The 16,876-nt window shown below is 65.1% G+C and carries 17 protein-coding genes; 13 read left to right on the forward strand and 4 right to left on the reverse strand.

The genetic code is table 11. From position 1 onward, the window contains the following. Positions 1–28: 28 nt before the first annotated feature. Positions 29–1,558 (reverse strand): cryptochrome/photolyase family protein, encoded by a 1,530-nt coding sequence (locus tag AADV58_RS13170; protein WP_341743414.1) that lies wholly within the window; start codon positions 1,556–1,558, stop codon positions 29–31. 190 nt (positions 1,559–1,748) lie between these two features. On the opposite strand from AADV58_RS13170, the gene AADV58_RS13175 reads away from it, so the two are divergent. The 10 genes from AADV58_RS13175 (at position 1,749) to AADV58_RS13220 (ending at position 10,148) form a co-directional block, all read left to right on the forward strand. Continuing rightward, positions 1,749–2,201, forward strand: coding sequence for a DUF3429 domain-containing protein (locus tag AADV58_RS13175; protein ID WP_281984997.1), 453 nt, complete (start codon positions 1,749–1,751; stop codon positions 2,199–2,201). A 34-nt stretch (positions 2,202–2,235) separates the two neighbouring features. Beyond that, positions 2,236–2,583: a hypothetical protein gene (locus tag AADV58_RS13180; RefSeq protein ID WP_341743415.1), complete on the forward strand. Its 348-nt coding sequence runs from the start codon at positions 2,236–2,238 to the stop codon at positions 2,581–2,583. 100 nt (positions 2,584–2,683) lie between these two features. After that, a complete protein-coding gene (locus AADV58_RS13185) occupies positions 2,684–3,730 on the forward strand; it encodes a quinone-dependent dihydroorotate dehydrogenase (protein ID WP_341743416.1) in 1,047 nt (348 codons plus the stop codon). 72 nt (positions 3,731–3,802) lie between these two features. Next, positions 3,803–4,387, forward strand: a complete 585-nt coding sequence (gene rsxA / locus AADV58_RS13190; RefSeq protein ID WP_028995358.1) for an electron transport complex subunit RsxA — start codon at positions 3,803–3,805, stop codon at positions 4,385–4,387. Then, complete coding sequence (rsxB, locus tag AADV58_RS13195) at positions 4,387–4,962, forward strand: electron transport complex subunit RsxB (protein ID WP_424243813.1); 576 nt, start codon at positions 4,387–4,389, stop codon at positions 4,960–4,962. Before rsxA ends, rsxB begins: the two co-directional genes overlap by 1 nt. Further along, a complete protein-coding gene (rsxC, locus tag AADV58_RS13200) occupies positions 4,962–6,689 on the forward strand; it encodes an electron transport complex subunit RsxC (protein WP_424243852.1) in 1,728 nt (575 codons plus the stop codon). Before rsxB ends, rsxC begins: the two co-directional genes overlap by 1 nt. Continuing rightward, positions 6,686–7,708, forward strand: a complete 1,023-nt coding sequence (locus AADV58_RS13205) for an RnfABCDGE type electron transport complex subunit D (protein WP_281985005.1) — start codon at positions 6,686–6,688, stop codon at positions 7,706–7,708. The genes rsxC and AADV58_RS13205 overlap by 4 nt, the downstream gene beginning before the upstream one ends. Further along, positions 7,705–8,370 carry an electron transport complex subunit RsxG gene (gene rsxG / locus AADV58_RS13210; RefSeq protein WP_341743418.1) on the forward strand — a complete coding sequence of 222 codons (666 nt, stop codon included), beginning with the start codon at positions 7,705–7,707 and terminating at the stop codon, positions 8,368–8,370. Before AADV58_RS13205 ends, rsxG begins: the two co-directional genes overlap by 4 nt. Further along, positions 8,367–9,065 carry an electron transport complex subunit E gene (locus AADV58_RS13215; protein ID WP_281985009.1) on the forward strand — a complete coding sequence of 233 codons (699 nt, stop codon included), beginning with the start codon at positions 8,367–8,369 and terminating at the stop codon, positions 9,063–9,065. The genes rsxG and AADV58_RS13215 overlap by 4 nt, the downstream gene beginning before the upstream one ends. Positions 9,066–9,074: 9 nt before the next feature. Further along, entirely contained in the window at positions 9,075–10,148 is a 1,074-nt protein-coding gene (locus AADV58_RS13220; RefSeq protein WP_341743419.1) for an RNA methyltransferase, read from the forward strand. On the opposite strand, the gene AADV58_RS13225 is transcribed toward AADV58_RS13220, so the two are convergent. The 3 genes from AADV58_RS13225 to AADV58_RS13235 are packed head-to-tail and all read right to left on the reverse strand — an operon-like array spanning position 10,113 to position 14,690. Then, positions 10,113–12,707: an EAL domain-containing protein gene (locus tag AADV58_RS13225; RefSeq protein ID WP_341743420.1), complete on the reverse strand. Its 2,595-nt coding sequence runs from the start codon at positions 12,705–12,707 to the stop codon at positions 10,113–10,115. The genes AADV58_RS13220 and AADV58_RS13225 overlap by 36 nt on opposite strands. Beyond that, positions 12,704–13,717 (reverse strand): cytochrome-c peroxidase, encoded by a 1,014-nt coding sequence (locus AADV58_RS13230; RefSeq protein ID WP_341743421.1) that lies wholly within the window; start codon positions 13,715–13,717, stop codon positions 12,704–12,706. The genes AADV58_RS13225 and AADV58_RS13230 overlap by 4 nt, the downstream gene beginning before the upstream one ends. A 4-nt stretch (positions 13,718–13,721) precedes the next feature. Then, a complete protein-coding gene (locus AADV58_RS13235; RefSeq protein WP_051295443.1) occupies positions 13,722–14,690 on the reverse strand; it encodes a GGDEF domain-containing protein in 969 nt (322 codons plus the stop codon). Between the two features lie 92 nt (positions 14,691–14,782). On the opposite strand from AADV58_RS13235, the gene nth reads away from it, so the two are divergent. From nth to AADV58_RS13250, 3 genes are read left to right on the forward strand one after another with little or no spacing between them, the layout of a single operon-like run. Then, positions 14,783–15,415, forward strand: coding sequence for an endonuclease III (gene nth / locus AADV58_RS13240; protein ID WP_341743422.1), 633 nt, complete (start codon positions 14,783–14,785; stop codon positions 15,413–15,415). Further along, the gene (locus AADV58_RS13245) at positions 15,412–16,434 is read left to right on the forward strand and encodes an FIST C-terminal domain-containing protein (RefSeq protein WP_341743423.1); all 1,023 of its coding nucleotides are present in this window, start codon (positions 15,412–15,414) and stop codon (positions 16,432–16,434) included. Before nth ends, AADV58_RS13245 begins: the two co-directional genes overlap by 4 nt. Continuing rightward, positions 16,415–16,846: a DUF1841 family protein gene (locus AADV58_RS13250; protein ID WP_028995366.1), complete on the forward strand. Its 432-nt coding sequence runs from the start codon at positions 16,415–16,417 to the stop codon at positions 16,844–16,846. Before AADV58_RS13245 ends, AADV58_RS13250 begins: the two co-directional genes overlap by 20 nt. The last annotated feature ends 30 nt before the right edge of the window (positions 16,847–16,876 follow it).

The raw sequence follows: 16,876 nt of genomic DNA on the forward strand, positions 1-16,876 counted from the left end.
TTGCCCCAGGCCCCGCCATAACGGGCATTCACAGGATCTCGATCCCCGCCCGGACTTCCCCCGCCCGATGCTGCAATGCATCGAGCGCTGCCGGCTCCATGCCGGCCAGCTGGCGGTACACCATCCCCAGCCTGGGGTTGGCGGCCAGCCGCTCGCCATTCCGCGCAAAGAAATCCCAGTACAGGGCGTTGAACGGGCAGGCACGCTCGCCGACACGGGCTTTCCTATCGTAATGGCAGCCCCGGCAGTAATCGCTCATGCGGTCGATGTAGGCGGCGGTCGATACGTAGGGTTTGGTCGCCAGTCGGCCGCCGTCGGCAAACTGGCTCATGCCGAGGGTGTTGGGCAGTTCGACCCATTCGAAGGCGTCGATATACACCCCGAGATACCAGCGGTGGACGGCCGCCGGATTGAGTCCGGCGAGTAGCGCGAAGTTGCCGATCACCATCAGGCGCTGGATGTGGTGGGCGTAGGCGTGCTCCAGCGACTGACCGATGGCGTGCGCGAGGCAGCGCATGCGGGTTTGTCCGTTCCAGAACCAGGCGGGGAGCGGCAGGCGATGGTCGAAATGGTTGTGCGCGTCGTAACCCGGCATGCTGGCCCAATACACGCCGTGCACGTATTCGCGCCAGCCGAGAATCTGCCGAATGTAGCCTTCGGCCGCTGCCAGCGGAACATGGCCGGCCTGCTGCGCGCTGACGACGGCAGCAACGACCTCGCGCGGGTTGAGCATCTTGATGTTGAGCGCGAACGAGATCAGGGAATGGAAAAGCCGCCCGTTGCCGGTGGCCATCGCGTCCTGGAAATCGCCGAAATTGGGCAGCGCCTGGTCGATGAAGTGGGCGAGCTGCTGCCGGGCCTCCTGCCGGTTCAGCGGCCAGCGGAATTGCCCCGCCGCCGGCTCGCCGAAGCTGATCACGCCGGCCTGGTGGATGCTGTGCCAGAGCGCCGCGTGATCGTGCTGACCGCGCCAGTCGGCCGGAGCGCGCGGCAAGCCTGGCCAGGATTTGCGGTTGTCGTGGTCGAAGTTCCAGCGGCCACCGAGCGGCTTGCCCGGGCCGGCCATCAGCACGCCGTGACGCATCCGCATCTGGCGGTAGAAGTGTTCCATCAACCATTGCCGGCGCCCGGCGAAAAGTCTGGCAGCTTCGTCGCGCTGGCTGTAGAAGTGCTCGCTGTCGACCATCTGCGCGGGGATGGCAAGTTTCGCGGTGTAGTCGGCCAGTTGCCGGTCGAGCCGCCATTCGTCGGGCGCCTGGTATTCAAAGGCGCTGGCTGCGTGGCACTCGATCAGCGCATCGAGGTTGGCCGGCAGCGACTGGCGGTTGGCCGGATCGTCGATGGCAAGATACTCCACGCGATGCCCCGCCTCCCGCAGCTGGCGGGCAAAGTCGCGCATGGCGGCAAAGATGGCGATGATTTTCTGGGCATGGTGGCGGACGTAATCGGTTTCCTGGCGGACCTCCATCATCACGTAGATGACGGCTGCGTCGGCTTGCGCAAACCAGCTGTGCTGCGGATTGAGTTGATCGCCCAGGATCAGGCGCAGGGTACTCACGCCGCCTCCCGGCGATGGCGCCGGCAGCTTCGGCGAGCGGACGGAAGGCAAGCGGCGGGTGAAAATTTTCTCGGAGACTGAATAGCCATTTTGTCCTGGACAAATAATGCAAACAATCGCAATATTAAGCCAAACAAAGACAAAACGATCTTTTTGTTCATGACGCAGCTGATCCCTTGCGAGGTCCGACATGATTCAAAGCCACTCCCCGACACTGCCACCCGTCGTTGCCTGGCTGGGCTACGGCGGCTTGCTGCCGTTTCTGGCGCTGGCCTCGGCCAGCTGGCTCGACCAGCATCATGGCCTGCTATGGAGCGATGCGCTGTTCGCTTACGGGGCGATCATTCTCAGCTTCGTTGGCGCGCTGCACTGGGGGCTGGCGATGAGTCTGACCGGGCTGACCGAGCGCCAGCGCTCGGCCTGCTTTGCCTGGAGCGTCGTCCCCGCCCTGCTGGCCTGGCCGGCGCTGATGCTCCCCGCACCGCTCGCCGCCTCCCTGCTGGTTGCGGGTTTCATCGCCCATTATCTGCAGGACAGCCGCCTGGCGCGCCGGACGGCCCTGCCAAGCTGGTACCTGCCGCTTCGCCAGCGCTTGAGCGGGATCGCCATCATTTGCCTGCTAGCGGGAATGCTCGCCGCTTGAAGCCGTTGCGGAACAAGCTCTCGGAGATCGCATCATGAAACTGTTCAATCGCTTGCCCGGGTTCCCGCGTACGCCAGCCGGAAAAGAACGACAGGTACTGCGCCGGCTACCAGCGGCCTTCCTTTTCGGCACCCTGCTGCTCACGCTACCTTCGCTGCTGGTCAGGGTTTTTGCCGAATCCGCCGACGCCATGGCCGTGACCACTACTGACATCTACGTCGCCAGCCTGATCATTCTGCACTGGACGGTCGTCCTCACGGTCGGCATTGCCGCCTTCATCGTCATGGTCATGAAAGGTCCGGCTTATGTCGCCGATGCCTATCCCCTGCAGGAAATGGAGACGCTGGAGCAATCCGGGAAAGCCCATCGACAGACACGCTGATGCAGCGTGTGCCATTGTCGCCACTTTGCCAAAATCACGCCTTATCGGGCGCCATTTCAGGCTTTGGCCGGCACTCAAATGCGGTAAAATGCCGGCCACCATGCTCTATCCGCTCATTCGAAAATTTTTCTTCTCCCTGGACGCCGAAAAGGCGCACGGCATTGGCCTGACCGGGATGTCCTTCCTCGAATCGGCCGGCTTGCTCGGCTTGCTGGCCAAGCCGGCGCCGGATTGTCCGGTTGAGGTCATGGGTTTGCGCTTCCCCAATCCGGTCGGCCTGGCAGCCGGGCTGGACAAGAATGGCGCGCATATCGATGCGCTGGCGCGGCTGGGTTTCGGCTTCATCGAAATCGGCACGATCACGCCCCGCCCCCAGGAAGGCAATCCCAAGCCGCGGCTGTTCCGCATTCCGGAGGCGCAGGGCATCGTCAACCGCATGGGCTTCAACAACGCTGGCGTCGATGAACTGCTGTTCAACGTGCGTGCGGCGAGTTTTTCGAAGCGCGGCGGCATCCTCGGCATCAACATCGGCAAGAACGCGACGACGCCGATCGAAAAGGCTGCCGACGATTACCTGATCTGCCTGGACAAGGTGTACAACGACGCCAGTTACGTCACCGTCAATATTTCCTCGCCGAACACCAAGAACCTGCGCGAACTGCAGAAGGATGAGGCGCTCGACGACCTGCTCGCGCAGCTCAAGGCGCGCCAGGAAACGCTGGCGCAGCAGCATGGCAAGTACGTACCGCTGGCGCTGAAGATTGCGCCGGACCTCGACGACCTGCAGATCACCGCAATTGCCGATGCTTTGCGCCGGCATCGTTTCGACGGCGTGATCGCGACCAATACGACGCTGTCGCGCGAGGGCGTGGAAAATCTGCCGAACGGCAACGAAACCGGCGGCCTGTCGGGCGCGCCGGTGTTTCAGCGGTCGACGGCGGTGCAGGAAAAACTGTCGGCGGCGCTGGCCGGCGAAGTTCCGATCATCGGGGTGGGTGGCATTCTCAAGGGGGAGGATGCACTTGCCAAGATTCGTGCCGGGGCCAGTCTGGTCCAGGTGTACAGCGGCTTCATCTATCGCGGGCCGGAACTGGTCGCCGAGGTCGGCCAGGCACTCGCCCGCGCACTCGGAGAAAAAAACCGATAAGCCCATAAACGGCGCGCAGTTGTTTGTCCCTGCGCCAGGCCGGATAATGCGGGTCTTCGCTCCCCCCTGATCATGAGCAACTATATTTTCATTCTCGTCGGCGCGGTGCTGGTCAACAACATCGTGCTGGTCAAGATGCTTGGCCTGTGCCCCTTCATGGGCGTTTCCAAGAAGCTGGAAACCGCCTACGGCATGGGTGCGGCCACGACCTTCGTGCTGACCACGGCGACCGGCGCCAGCTACATCATCGACCATTTCCTGCTCATGCCGTTCGGGCTGGAATACCTGCGCACGCTGTCCTTCATCGTCACCATCGCCGCCGTCGTGCAATTGACCGAAATGGTCATTGCCAAGACCTCGCCGACGCTGCAGCAGACACTGGGCATCTATCTGCCGCTGATCACCACCAACTGCGCCGTGCTCGGCGTGCCGCTGCTCAATGTCAGCAACGGGAACAACTTCGTCGAATCGCTGCTGTTCGGCGCCGGTAGCGCGGTCGGCTTTTCCGGCGTGCTGATCCTGTTCGCCGCGATCCGCGAACGCATCGAAGGCGCCGACGTACCCACCCATTTCCGCGGCTCGGCCATCGCCATGGTCACCGCCGGCCTGATGGCGCTGGCCTTCATGGGCTTCGCCGGACTGGACAAGTACCAGTAATGGATATCCTGCTCGCCATTGCCATCATGGCCCTCGGCGCCGTCGTGCTCGGCGCCGCGCTCGGCTTCGCCTCGATCAAGTTCAAGGTCGAGGGCGATCCGCTGGTCGAGAAGATCGACGCCATCCTGCCGCAAACCCAGTGCGGCCAGTGCGGCTTCCCGGGCTGCAAGCCCTACGCCGAAGCCATCGCCAAGGGCGAAGTCGACATCAACCTGTGCCCGCCGGGCGGCATGGAAGGCGTGCAGCGCCTGGCCGACCTGCTCGGTCGCGAGGTCAAGCCGCTGGAGGCTGAGGAAAAGCCCAAGCAGGTCGCCCGTATCGACGAAAACACCTGCATCGGCTGCACGCTGTGCATCCAGGCCTGCCCGGTCGATGCCATAGTCGGCGCGGCCAAGCAGATGCACACCATCATCGCCCAGCAATGCACCGGCTGCGAACTGTGCCTGCCACCCTGCCCGGTTGAATGCATCCACATGGAAGTCATTCCCGAGACGCTGGAAAACTGGAAATGGAAATACCCGGTCGTCGCCATCCAGCCGGTTGCGGCCAGACCGTCCGCCAAGGAAGCCGCGTGATGCTGGCCAAACTGTTCAAATTCTACGGTGGCGTCAAACCGCCCTCGAACAAGACGCTGTCCAACCAGCAGCCGATCCGCCCGGCACCGCTGCCGTCGCGCCTGGTCGTGCCGCTGCACCAGCACATCGGCGGCACGCCGCGACCGCTGGTTCGAGCCGGCGACCCGGTGCTCAAGGGCCAGAAGATCGGCGAGGCCGACGGCTGGATCTCCGCCGCCGTGCATGCGCCGACCTCGGGTACCGTGGTCGAGGTGGCGATGCATGTGCGCCCGCACGTTTCCGGGCTGGAATCGCTGTGCGTGGTCATCGAACCCGACGGCAAGGATGAATGGATCACCCACGGCCCGGCCGACCGGGCGGCCATGTCGCCGGCCGACATCTGCCAGTTCCTGCAGGAACACGGCATCGTCGGTCTCGGCGGCGCCGGCTTCCCCACCCACGGCAAGCTCAAGGCGACGCCGGGCGTGCCGATGGCCGAACTGATCATCAACGCCGCCGAGTGCGAGCCCTACATCACCTGCGACGACCTGCTCATGCGCGAGCGCGCCGACGATGTCGTGCGCGGCATCGCCGTCTTCCGCGACATGCTGCAACCGACCCAGGTCATCATCGGCGTCGAGGACAACAAGCCGGAAGCCATCGCCGCCATGAAGAAGGCGGTTGAGGCGCAGGGCGAAACCTTTGCCGTGGTGCCGGTGCCGACCCTCTACCCGGCCGGCGGCGCCAAGCAGTTGATCCGCGTGCTGACCGGCAAGGAAGTCCCGGGCGCCATGCGCTCGACCGCCGACATGGGCGTGCAGGTGTTCAACGTCGGCACCGCCTACGCCGCCTGGCGCGCCATCGGCCACGGCGAGCCGCTGATCTCGCGCATCGTCACGCTGACCGGCAATGTGCGCGGCGCCGGCAACGTCGAAGCGCTGATCGGTACGCCGATGGACGAACTGCTGAAGCTGGCGGAACCGAATCCGGACACCGACGGCATCATCATGGGCGGGCCGATGATGGGTTTCCTGGTTCCGAATGAACACGCGCCCATCGTCAAGACCAGCAACTGCCTGATCGCCCATTCCGAACGCCTGTTCCCGCCGAAGGCACCGGAGATGCCGTGCATCCGCTGCGGCGCCTGCGCCCGCGCCTGCCCGCACGAACTGCAGCCGTTCGAGCTGTACTGGCATGCGCGCGCCAAGGATTTCGGCAAGACCCAGCAGTACCACATCTTCGACTGCATCGAATGCGGCTGCTGCTCCTTTGTCTGTCCGTCGCGCATCCCGCTGGTCCAGTATTTCCGTTTCGCCAAGAGCGAGATATGGGCGCGCGAGAAGGAAAAGAAGGCGGCCGACGACGCCAAGCAGCGTTTCGAGTTCAAGCAGTTCCGCGAGGAACGCGAAAAGGCCGAGAAGGCCGAGAAGCTGGCCAAGGCCGCGGCTGCGCAGGCGGCCAAGAAGGCGGCTGAAACGGCCGCTGCCGCCAGCGAGGCACCGGCCACCGAGCCAGCCGCGCAGGCTGCTGCGGTCGACCCGGCCGAAGCGGCCAAAAAGGCAGCCATCGCCGCCGCCATGGCGCGGGCCAAGGCGCAGCGCGAAGCAGCACAGCCGAAGAATACCGATGAACTGACGCCGGAACAGGCCAAGGCCATGGCCGACATCGAAGCCCGTCGCCAGCAGGCCGGCATCGCGCCCGAGCCGGCCGATGCCCAGCCCGCGACCACCGAAGCGAAACCCGAATGATGTTCGCCCCCGCCCCCTACCTGCTCAAGGACGCCAGCGTCAGCCGGGTCATGACCATGGTCTGCCTCGCACTGATTCCCGGCATCACCGCCTATGCCTGGCTGGTCGGCCCGGCCATCCTGGTTCAACTGGTGATCGCCTCGGTCACCGCCATTGCCGCCGAAGCGGCCATGCTCAAACTGCGCGGCAAGCCGCTGGCGATGTTCCTGTCCGACGGCTCGGCCATCGTCACCGCCTGGCTGATCGCGCTGACCTTCCCGCCGCTGGCACCGTGGTGGCTGGTGGTTACCGGCACGCTGTTCGCCATCGTCATCGCCAAGCACCTGTACGGCGGTCTCGGCCAGAACCCGTTCAACCCGGCGATGGTCGCCTTCGCCGCCTGCATCGTTTCCTTCCCGGCACTGATGTCGCAATGGCCGAGCGTCGGCCTGCAGATGCCGCTGCTCGACCAGCTGAATGTAATACTCGGCCTGGCGCCGCGCGTCGACGCGCTGTCCGGTGCCACGCCGCTAGACGCCATGAAGACAGCGCTCAAGCTCGGTGAAGGCCAGGTCGATATCGCCCACCTGCTGGCCAACCAGGACATCTACGGCAACTTCGCCGGACGCGGCTGGGAATGGGTGGCCCTCGGCTACCTGCTCGGCGGCCTGTGGCTGTGGCAGCGCAAGCTGATCACCTGGCACGCGCCGCTCGCCTTCATCGGCGGCATGGTGCTGATTTCCGGCGCGCTCTGGCTGTACCAGCCGGCCAGCTTCGCCAACCCGCTGTTCCACCTGTTGTCGGGCGGCACCCTGCTCGGCGCCTTCTTCATCATCACCGATCCGGTGTCCGGCTGCACGACGCCGCGCGGCAAGCTGATCTTCGGCTTCTGCGCCGGCCTGCTCGCCTACATCATCCGCGTCTTCGGCGGCTTCCCCGACGGCGTGGCCTTTGCCGTGCTGCTGATGAACCTGTCGGCGCCGTTGATCGACCAGCTCACGCAACCGCGCATCTTCGGCATGAAGGGCAAGCAGTCATGACCAGCACCCCGCGCGAATACACCGCCCCCGGCATGGCGCTGCGCACGGCGGCCATCCTCTTCATCTTCGTCATCGCCTTCACCGCGCTGCTGTCGGCGGTCTATCAATGGACCCGCCCGACCATCGAAGCGTCGGCCCTGGCCGAGAAAATGAAGCTGCTCAACGAGGTGCTGCCGGCCAGCGACTACGACAACGCCTTGCTGACCGACACCCTGTCCCTGCCGCCGACGGCCGAACTCGGCCTGACGGAGGCGAGCACGCTGTACCGCGCACGCAAGGGCGGCCAGCCGGCCGCGCTGATCTTCGAAGCCGTCGCCCCCGACGGTTACGCCGGCCGCATCCGCCTGCTGATCGCCATCCGCGCCGACGGCAGCGTCGCCGGCGTGCGCGTCACCCAGCACAAGGAAACGCCGGGGCTGGGCGACTACATCGAGCCGAAGAAGGACAAGAACAAGGCCAATCCGTGGATCACGCAGTTCAACGGCCTGGCGCTGGCGACGACGCCGGCCAAGGAGTGGCGCGTGCGCAAGGACGGCGGGCGCATCGAATACCATGCCGGCGCCACGGTAACCCCCCGTGCCGTCGCCCGTGCCGTGCATCAGGCCGTGCTGTGGGCCGATATCCGGCGCGACCAGCTGTTCGCTGAAGGGAGCACGCAATGACCCGCGACGAATTCTCGACCATCGCCTACAACGGCCTGTGGAAGCAGAACACCGCGCTGGCCCAGTTGCTCGGGCTGTGCCCGCTGCTGGCAGTCAGCACCAACATCGTCAATGGCGTGATGCTGGCACTGGCGACGATCATCGTCATGGCGCTGGCCAACGTCGCCGTTGCCGCGCTGCGCAACTTCATTCCGCATGAAATCCGCATTCCGGTGTTCATCCTCATCGTCGCCGCGCTGGTCACCGTCGTCGACCTGCTGTTCAACGCCCAGTTGCACGAACTCTATGTGGTACTCGGCATCTTCATTCCGCTGATCGTCACCAACTGCATCGTGCTCGCCCGCGTCGAAGCTTTCGCCGCCAAGAACCCGCCGCTGAATTCGACCGTCGACGGCATCTTCATGGGCCTCGGCCTGTTGTGGACGCTGGCCGTGCTCGGTGCGATGCGCGAACTGCTGGGCAGCGGCATGCTGTTTACCGGCATCGACATGGTCTTCCCGAGCCTGTCGCCGATCCAGGTGCTGCCGGCCGACTACCCCGGCCTGCTGATCGGCCTGCTGCCGCCCGGCGCCTTCATCCTGCTCGGCTGCATGATCGCCTGGAAGAACTGGATGGACGCCCGCGCCGCCGAGCGCGCCAAGCGCCGCCCGCCGACCCCGGAAGTCGTCGCCGACACTGCCGAAGCCGGCGCCTGATCCATCGGCATGCAACTGGCCGAGTTTCGCGAGCGCCTGCGGGCGCTGGGTGCCAAGCCCGCCCATGAGGAACGCATGCTGCGCGCCTGGCTGCAGGCCAGACCGCTCGATAGCGGCACGCGGCGCCAGGCCGCCGAAAACTTCCTGCCGCTGGCCATCCGTGAAGCGCTGCCGGCGCTGACCGAGCAGCTTGCGGCGCTGGCCCGCGTGGTCTCCGAACATCCGGGCGACGACGGCACCCGTCTGCTGGTCGAACTGGCCGACGGCCAGACGGTCGAGAGCGTGCTACTGCCGCGCGACGGCGTCTGCATCTCGACCCAGATCGGTTGTGCGGTTGGCTGTACCTTCTGCATGACCGGCCGCGACGGCCTACTGCGTCAGGTCGGCAGCGCCGAAATGCTCGCCCAAGTGGTCCTCGCCCGCCAGCGCCAGCCCTTGCGCCGCGTGGTCTTCATGGGCATGGGCGAGCCCTCGCACAATCTCGACAACGTGCTGGAAGCCATCAATCTGCTCGGCACGGCCGGCGGCTTCGGCCACAAGAATCTGGTTTTCTCGACCGTCGGCGACCCGCGCGTGTTCGAGCGCCTGCCACAGCAACACGTCGTCCCGGCGCTGGCACTGTCGCTGCACACCACCGACGGCGAGCTGCGCGCCCGCCTGCTGCCCAAGGCGCCGCGCATGGCGCCGGAAGAACTGGTCGAGCAGGCCGAAATCTACGCCCGCCAGACCGGCTACCCGATCCAGTATCAATGGACGCTGCTCGCCGGCGTCAACGACAGCGTCGAGGAAATGGACGGCATCGTCCGCCTGCTCGCCGGCAAGTACGCAATCATGAACCTGATTCCGTACAACACCACGGCAGCGCTCGATTTCCAGCGCCCGGCCAACGACCGTGTCACGGAACTGGCGCACTACCTGCACGCCCGCGGCATCCGCGTGACCGTGCGCCGCTCGGCCGGCCAGGATGTCGATGGCGGATGCGGCCAGTTGCGGGCGCGCAGCCGCGACGGCAGCCCGGTCGCCCCACCGCGCCGTCGTTCCCGGCCGTCAGCAGACGCCGTCGAGATGACGGGCGGAAAGTAGGCTGACAAACTGATCGGCGGCCTGCGGCCTACCGTACAGGTAACCCTGGAACTGATCGCAGCCATGCTCGCGCAGATAGCGCGCCTGGACCTCGTTCTCGACGCCTTCGGCAATGACCTCAAGGTCGAGTTCGTGGGCCATGGCGATGATTGCCGACGCCAGGCGAATCGACTCCCCGTGCTCGCCGATCTGGGTGACGAAACTGCGGTCGATCTTGAGCGACTGGACCGGGAACTGGCGCAGGTAGCTGAGCGAGGAATAACCGGTGCCGAAATCGTCGATCGCCACCTGGATGTGCATCCGGCGCAGCACCTGCAGCATCGCCGTCGCCCTTGAGGAATTGCGCATCAGCAGGGATTCGGTCAGTTCCAGTTCGATCAGTTGCGGCGGCAGACCGTAATCGGCCAGCACCTGCGACAGCATTCGCGGCAGATCCTGCTGGATGAACTGGTGGGCGGAGATATTCACCGCCACCGGCACGACCATCAGGCCGGCGTCGAGCCAGGCGCGCTGTTGCGCGCAGACGTTGCGGATCGCCCATTCGCCGAAAGCGTTGATCAGGCCGTTTTCCTCGGCGATGGGAATGAACTGTTCGGGCGCGATCATTCCCTGTTCGCGGTGCTGCCAGCGCATCAGTGCTTCGGCCCCGATCAGTTCGCCGGTCTTGGCATCGACCTTGGGCTGGTAATGGAGAAGCAACTCCTCACGCTCCAGGGCGCCGAACAGGTCGTTCTCCAGCAGCAGTTCGCCCAGCGTCGCCGTGTTGATCTCGGTGGAGAAGAAACGGAAGGTGTTGCGGCCCTCCTCCTTGGCCCGATACATCGCCGCATCGGCCTTGCGCAGCAGTTCAGAGGCGCTGTCCCCGTCCTCGGGATAAAGCGCGATGCCGGCGCTGGCGCTGACCGTCAGTTCGTGGCCGGCCAGCAGGTAGGGCTGACACAGAGCCGTCAGGAGTTTCTGGCAAACGTGAGCGGCATCCTGGCGCAGCTCCAGCTCGGGCAGGACAACCACGAACTCGTCGCCGCCCTGGCGGCAGAGCGTGTCGGTATCGCGCAGCACATGCAGGCCGCGTTGCGCCGCCTGCACCAGCAGATTGTCACCGACCGCATGGCCAAGCGTGTCGTTGATGTTCTTGAACCGGTCAAGGTCGATGAAGATGACGCCCATGTGCCGGCTGCTGCGTTTGGACTTGAGCAGGCCCTGGCCGATCCGGTCCTCGAGCAGCAGGCGGTTGGGCAGACCGGTCAAGGCGTCGTGGTGCGCCAGATGATGGATGCGCGCCTCGCTCTGCTTGCGCTCCGAGATGTCGATGAAGACACCAATGTAATTGCCGGATTCGCCGGAGTCGTCGGGAACGGCGGTAATCGACAGCCATTCGGGGAAAATCGCGCCATCCTTGCGCCGATTCCAGATTTCCCCCTGCCACTGGCCGCTTTCCTTCAGGGTCTGCCACATGTCACGGTAGAAATCCTCGCTCTGGCGACCGGAATTGAGCACGGCCGGCGTCCGTCCAAGCACTTCCTCGGGGGTATAGCCGGTAATGGTGCAGAAGGCCGGGTTGACCGCGATGATCCGCGATTCGCTGTCGGTGATGGTCATGCCTTCGGCGGCATGCGTGAACACTGTGCCGTAGAGCTGCAACTGGGCTTCCACGCGGCGTTGTGCCTCGTAGCGGTCGGCCAGGTCGGCGTGCGCCGCGACCAGGGCCCGCCGGTCGCGCTCGATCCTGACCAGGGCATACATGGCGTAGGCGAGCAGGCACATGGCGATCGCGTACAGCAGGGTACGGTAGTAGGTAGCCAGCGCCAGCGCTGACTGGTGGGCATCGAGGTAGCTGCGGGTCAGTTCGTCGTGCAGCCCGCCGCTCGGCGCACGCACGATGCGGTCGACCAGCCCGGACACCTCCGGCGCGTGATCGATGATCAAGCGCGCATGCACCAGCAACTGTCTCATCTCGACCTGGCGCGGCGTCAGCGCGGGCGTATCGAGCAACTGCTGCAGGGCGCTGCGCAAGGCGGCGAGATCGGTCGCTTCCCGGTTGCCCGTCAGTTCGGCACCGATCAGTCGCCGGATGAAACTCTCGAACGCCTTGCGCTGCGGCCAGTCCTCTCCAGCCAGCAGGGATTCCGCCGCCGCCGGCAGATAGAGGGTGGAATTGCGCAATACGGAATTGGCGCGCTGAAAGCGGTCAATCGCCAGCGCCTTCTCCTGCTGGGCGGCAATCAAGGCCTGGATGCGCGCTTCGAGCTGCCGCTGCCCGGTGTCGTCGAGCCATTTCGGCACCACCTGCAAGGCGTTGCCGGTTTCCCGCAAACGCGTCTGGTAGTAGGCCATGCCGTCGTAGTTCTTGAGCAGGCCGGCATAGCTGGCCACCACCTTGGCATTGAGCTGCTCGTCGTAATGCTGATACTGCCGCAGCAGACGCGTATAGGTGTTGTGGGCCTCCGGCGACACCTCGCCGGCGCGGAAGAACAGCCAGGTCAGCAGCCCCGTCAGGATGGCGATCAGGATCATCCGCCAGGCCCGGTGCGCGCGTAGTGCGGCCAGCGTCTCCCTCATTCGTCGCGCCCTGTCGCCGGTATGCGGCCAGTCAGCGAGTTGAGGAAGGCTACGATGGCCTTCACATCCTCGGCCGCCAGGTCACGCCCCAGCTGATAGCGCCCCATGATGGCCACCGCCACCTCCAGCGTCGGTGCCGAACCGTCGTGGAAATAGGGCGCGGTCAGTGCCACGTTGCGCAGCCCCGGCACCTTGAAGACATGACGATCCTCTTCCCGCCCGGTCACGTTATAGCGGCCGAGATCAGCTGCGGTCAGGGGCCGGTCAGCAAAGTAATCGCCGAGCACGCCGAATTTCTGGAACATGTTGCCGCCGAGCAGCACGCCCTGGTGGCAACTGACGCAGCCAAAATCGCGGAAGCGCTGATAACCGGCCCGCGCCAGTTCGTCGAGCGCCTCCTCGTCACCACGCAGATAACGGTCGAACGGCGAATCCAGCGTCAGCAGCGACTGCTCGAAGCTGGCAATCGCGTCGGCGATATTCGCCGCCGTCAAGCCATCCGGGTAAGCCAGCCGAAACGCCTCGCGCATGGTCTCGTCGGCACCGAGACGTTCGATGACCAGCGACCAGGACGCGCCCATCTCCAGCGGGTTGTGAATCGGGCCGGCAGCCTGTTCCTGCAGGGTCAAGGCACGACCATCCCAGAACTGGACAAAACTCAGTCCGCTGTTGAAGACAGTGGGGGCATTGATGCCGCCTTCGCGGCCAAGGATGCCAACCGATACCGGCTGGCCGTCGGCGCCACCGAGATCGAAGCGGTGACAGGAAGCGCAGGCCAGCGAGTAATCGGCCGACAGGCGGGTATCGGCGAACAGGCGGGCGCCCAGCGCGACGCGCTCCGGCCGTAAAGGCGGCAGTTCGGGCAGCGGCCGCAAAGCCTGCATGCTATCGTCGAAGCTTCCGGGAAAAGCGCTCGGCAGGAATAGCGAATCATCGTGCGCAGGACGCAAGAACCAGGCAGCCAGCGCGACGCCAAGCAATACGGAAAGCCCTAGAAAAAAGCGCTTCATGAGCTCACTCGGCCAGCACCACGCAGTTCTTGCCGCGGTGCTTGGCAGCATAAACCGCTTCATCGGCCCGGCGGATCAGGGTCTGCTCGTCCTCGCCCGGACGCCACTCGGCGACGCCGATACTGATGGTCGCAGAAATCGCCTCGGCGTCGGCAAGCGGCAGGCGAATCCCGGCAAACCGGGCGCGTACCCGTTCCGCCAGTTGCATGGCCGACGTTGCCGCCGTTTCCGGCAGCAGGATGACGAACTCCTCGCCGCCGTAACGATAGGCGCTGTCGCTGCCGCGCTCGCAGGCGCGGATCAGTGCGGCCAGTTCGATCAAGACGCGATCTCCCTCGAGGTGCCCGAAGCGGTCGTTGATTGCCTTGAAATCGTCGCAGTCGAGCACCATCAGGGATAAAGGCCGACCATAGCGCTTCGCCCGGGCAATTTCATGCAGCAAATGCTCCCACAGCGTTCGGGTATTGAGCAGGCCGGTCAGTGCATCGGTCCGACTGAGTTCGCGATAACGCTCCTCGCTGGCACGCAGCGCCTCCTCGGCACGGTGTCGCTCGGTCACGTTCTGCAGCGTCTCGATGGCGCCGATGACGCGGCCTTGATCATCGCAAATCGGTGCGGCCGTGAAGAACAGCCAGCATCCATGGTCGCCGAAGGCGGGAAAGAAATCCTCGGCCTCGTAGGCGCCCTCGATCAATTCGGAACGGTGGAATTTGCCGTGGTAGAAAGTATCGACCTTGGACTCGACGGCACCATCGACGATCAGGTCGGCGAGGATGGGGCGCGGATCGGGGTAAAACGCCCGCCACTGATCGCGACTACCGATCATTTCGCTGGCCGGCACACCGGTCATCACCGCACAGGCACGGTTCCAGTGGATGACCCGGTGCTCGCTGTCGATCACGATCGTCGCCACCGGATTGCCATCGAATATCCGCGACAGTGAGATCTGCCCTCCGCTGTTCGTGAGGTACATAAACCCTGCGCTTTCTCCGTCGGTTAAAATCCTTGTGTCCCCAATATCGCGCATTCCGGGGCCCCTGACAATCCCTTCGAATCCTGGTTACCGTGAAAAAAGACGCCGTCGAACAGTTTTATCTGCGCTTGCGCGAAAACAACCCCGCCCCGACGACCGAACTCGAGTACGCCAGCCCCTTCCAGCTGCTGATCGCGGTCATCCTGTCGGCACAGGCGACCGATGTCGGCGTCAACAAGGCGACTGCACGACTGTTCCCGATTGCCCCGACCGCCGAGCGCATGCTGGCGCTCGGCGAGGAGGGACTGAGCGAATACATCAAGACCATTGGCCTCTATCGGACCAAGGCCAGAAACGTCATCGCCACCTGCCGCATCTTGGTCGAGCAGCATGGCGGCGAAGTGCCCCAGGAACGCGAAGCGCTCGAAGCCCTGCCGGGCGTCGGCCGCAAGACGGCGAATGTGGTGCTGAACACGGCCTTCGGGCAGCCGACCATCGCCGTCGACACCCATATCTTCCGCCTCGGCAACCGCACCGGACTGGCCCCGGGCAAGACCGTGCTCGATGTCGAGAAGAAGCTGCTGCGCGTCACGCCTGAGGAGTTCATGAAGGACGCCCATCACTGGCTGATCCTGCACGGACGCTACATCTGCAAGGCACGCAAGCCCGAGTGTGCGCGTTGCTGCGTGATCGATCTCTGCCAGTTCCGGGGCAAGACGGTATGAAAGTCGGCAGCGGCCAGGCGGTCGGCAGCAGCCCGACTCCGGCACTGGCCGAGCAGGCGGTCAGGGAGGCGCTGGCACGCGCCGGCCTGACCCGTGCCGAGCGCGTCCTGCTGTTCCTGAGCAAGGACTTCGCCCGCCAGTTGCCGGCCACCCTGCGTGCGGCCGCCGCTGCCGCCACCTGCCTGCAGATCGACGGCTGCAGCGCCAACGGCGTATTGAGCGACCAGGGCTGGCAGATCGACCGCCCGGCTGCGGTCGCACTGGTGTTTTCCGAGCTACCGAAAGCCGGCGCCGCATCGCCGCTACTGTCGTTTTCCGGCCAGGGGCGTCTGGCCTGGGACTGGCAAGACGATCCCGCCCGGATCGGGCTGGTCGACAGCGATACCCTGGCCTGGCAGCAGGCCCGCGAAAACGGCGACGCCCGTTGCCAGATCGCCCTGCCCGGCCTGCGCTGCACGCCTTTGCTGTCACGCGGGCTGCGCCGGATCGGCGAGCGGCAGACGGTGGGCGTCGCTGACGCCCATGAATTGCGCCAACTTGAGTCCGGCACAGCGACCGACAGCCTGCTCCGCGCCCTGCCCGGCGAACTGCGCGCGCGCCCGCCGATCCACCAGCTCTCCCTGCTGCGCGACGCGGCCGAGCCCGGCATTGGCGTCCTGTCGCTCAACAGCGACGGCTCGCTGACCCTGACGGCAGCGCTGCAGGCGGGCGAGCAGTTCGACTGGGCCATCCGTCAGCCGCTGGCCGCCGATCAGGAAATGCGCCAGTTGCTGGATGGTGCGCAGACGCAGACACGACCAGAATTTGCCCTGATGCTCTCGTGCATCGGGCGTGGCCCACTGTTCTACGGCGGCGACGATCGCGACCTGGCGTTGTTCCGCGAGACGTTTCCCGACCTGCCGATGATCGGCGCTTATGGCATCGGTCAGATTTTTCCCGGTGAGCACGGCAATCGCCTGTTCCATAATGCCGTCCTTACCCTGCTCTACGAAAGACACGATGTTCAATCCCTCCCGTGATCAGGTCCGCGATTTCTTCTGCAGCGCCTGGACCAAACACCTCGACCGAATGCCCCTGGTTGGCGCCGAAGTGACGGCGGCCGACATTGCCGCCCGCCATCCGGAATACCACACGCTGCTGAGCAACCCCGAGATGGCGCGCAATCAGGAGTGGACGCCGGACAGCGGACAGATGAACCCCTTCCTGCACCTGTCGCTGCATCTGGCCATCCACGAGCAGCTCAGCATCGACCAGCCGCCGGGGATCCGGGTGGCGTTCGAACGCCTGAGGACGAGAATGGACACGCACGATGCCGAACATGTGCTGCTCGAGTGCCTGGGCGAAACCATCTGGCGTGCCCAGCGCGAAGGCAGCCAGATGGATGCCCTGGCCTACGTCGATGCCATCCAGCGCAAGGCCGGCATGCGCTAATATCGCACCACGATCATCTTCCGCACGAGG

The sequence above is a fragment of the Azonexus hydrophilus genome (assembly GCF_038368255.1).
GTDB lineage: Bacteria > Pseudomonadota > Gammaproteobacteria > Burkholderiales > Rhodocyclaceae > Azonexus > Azonexus hydrophilus.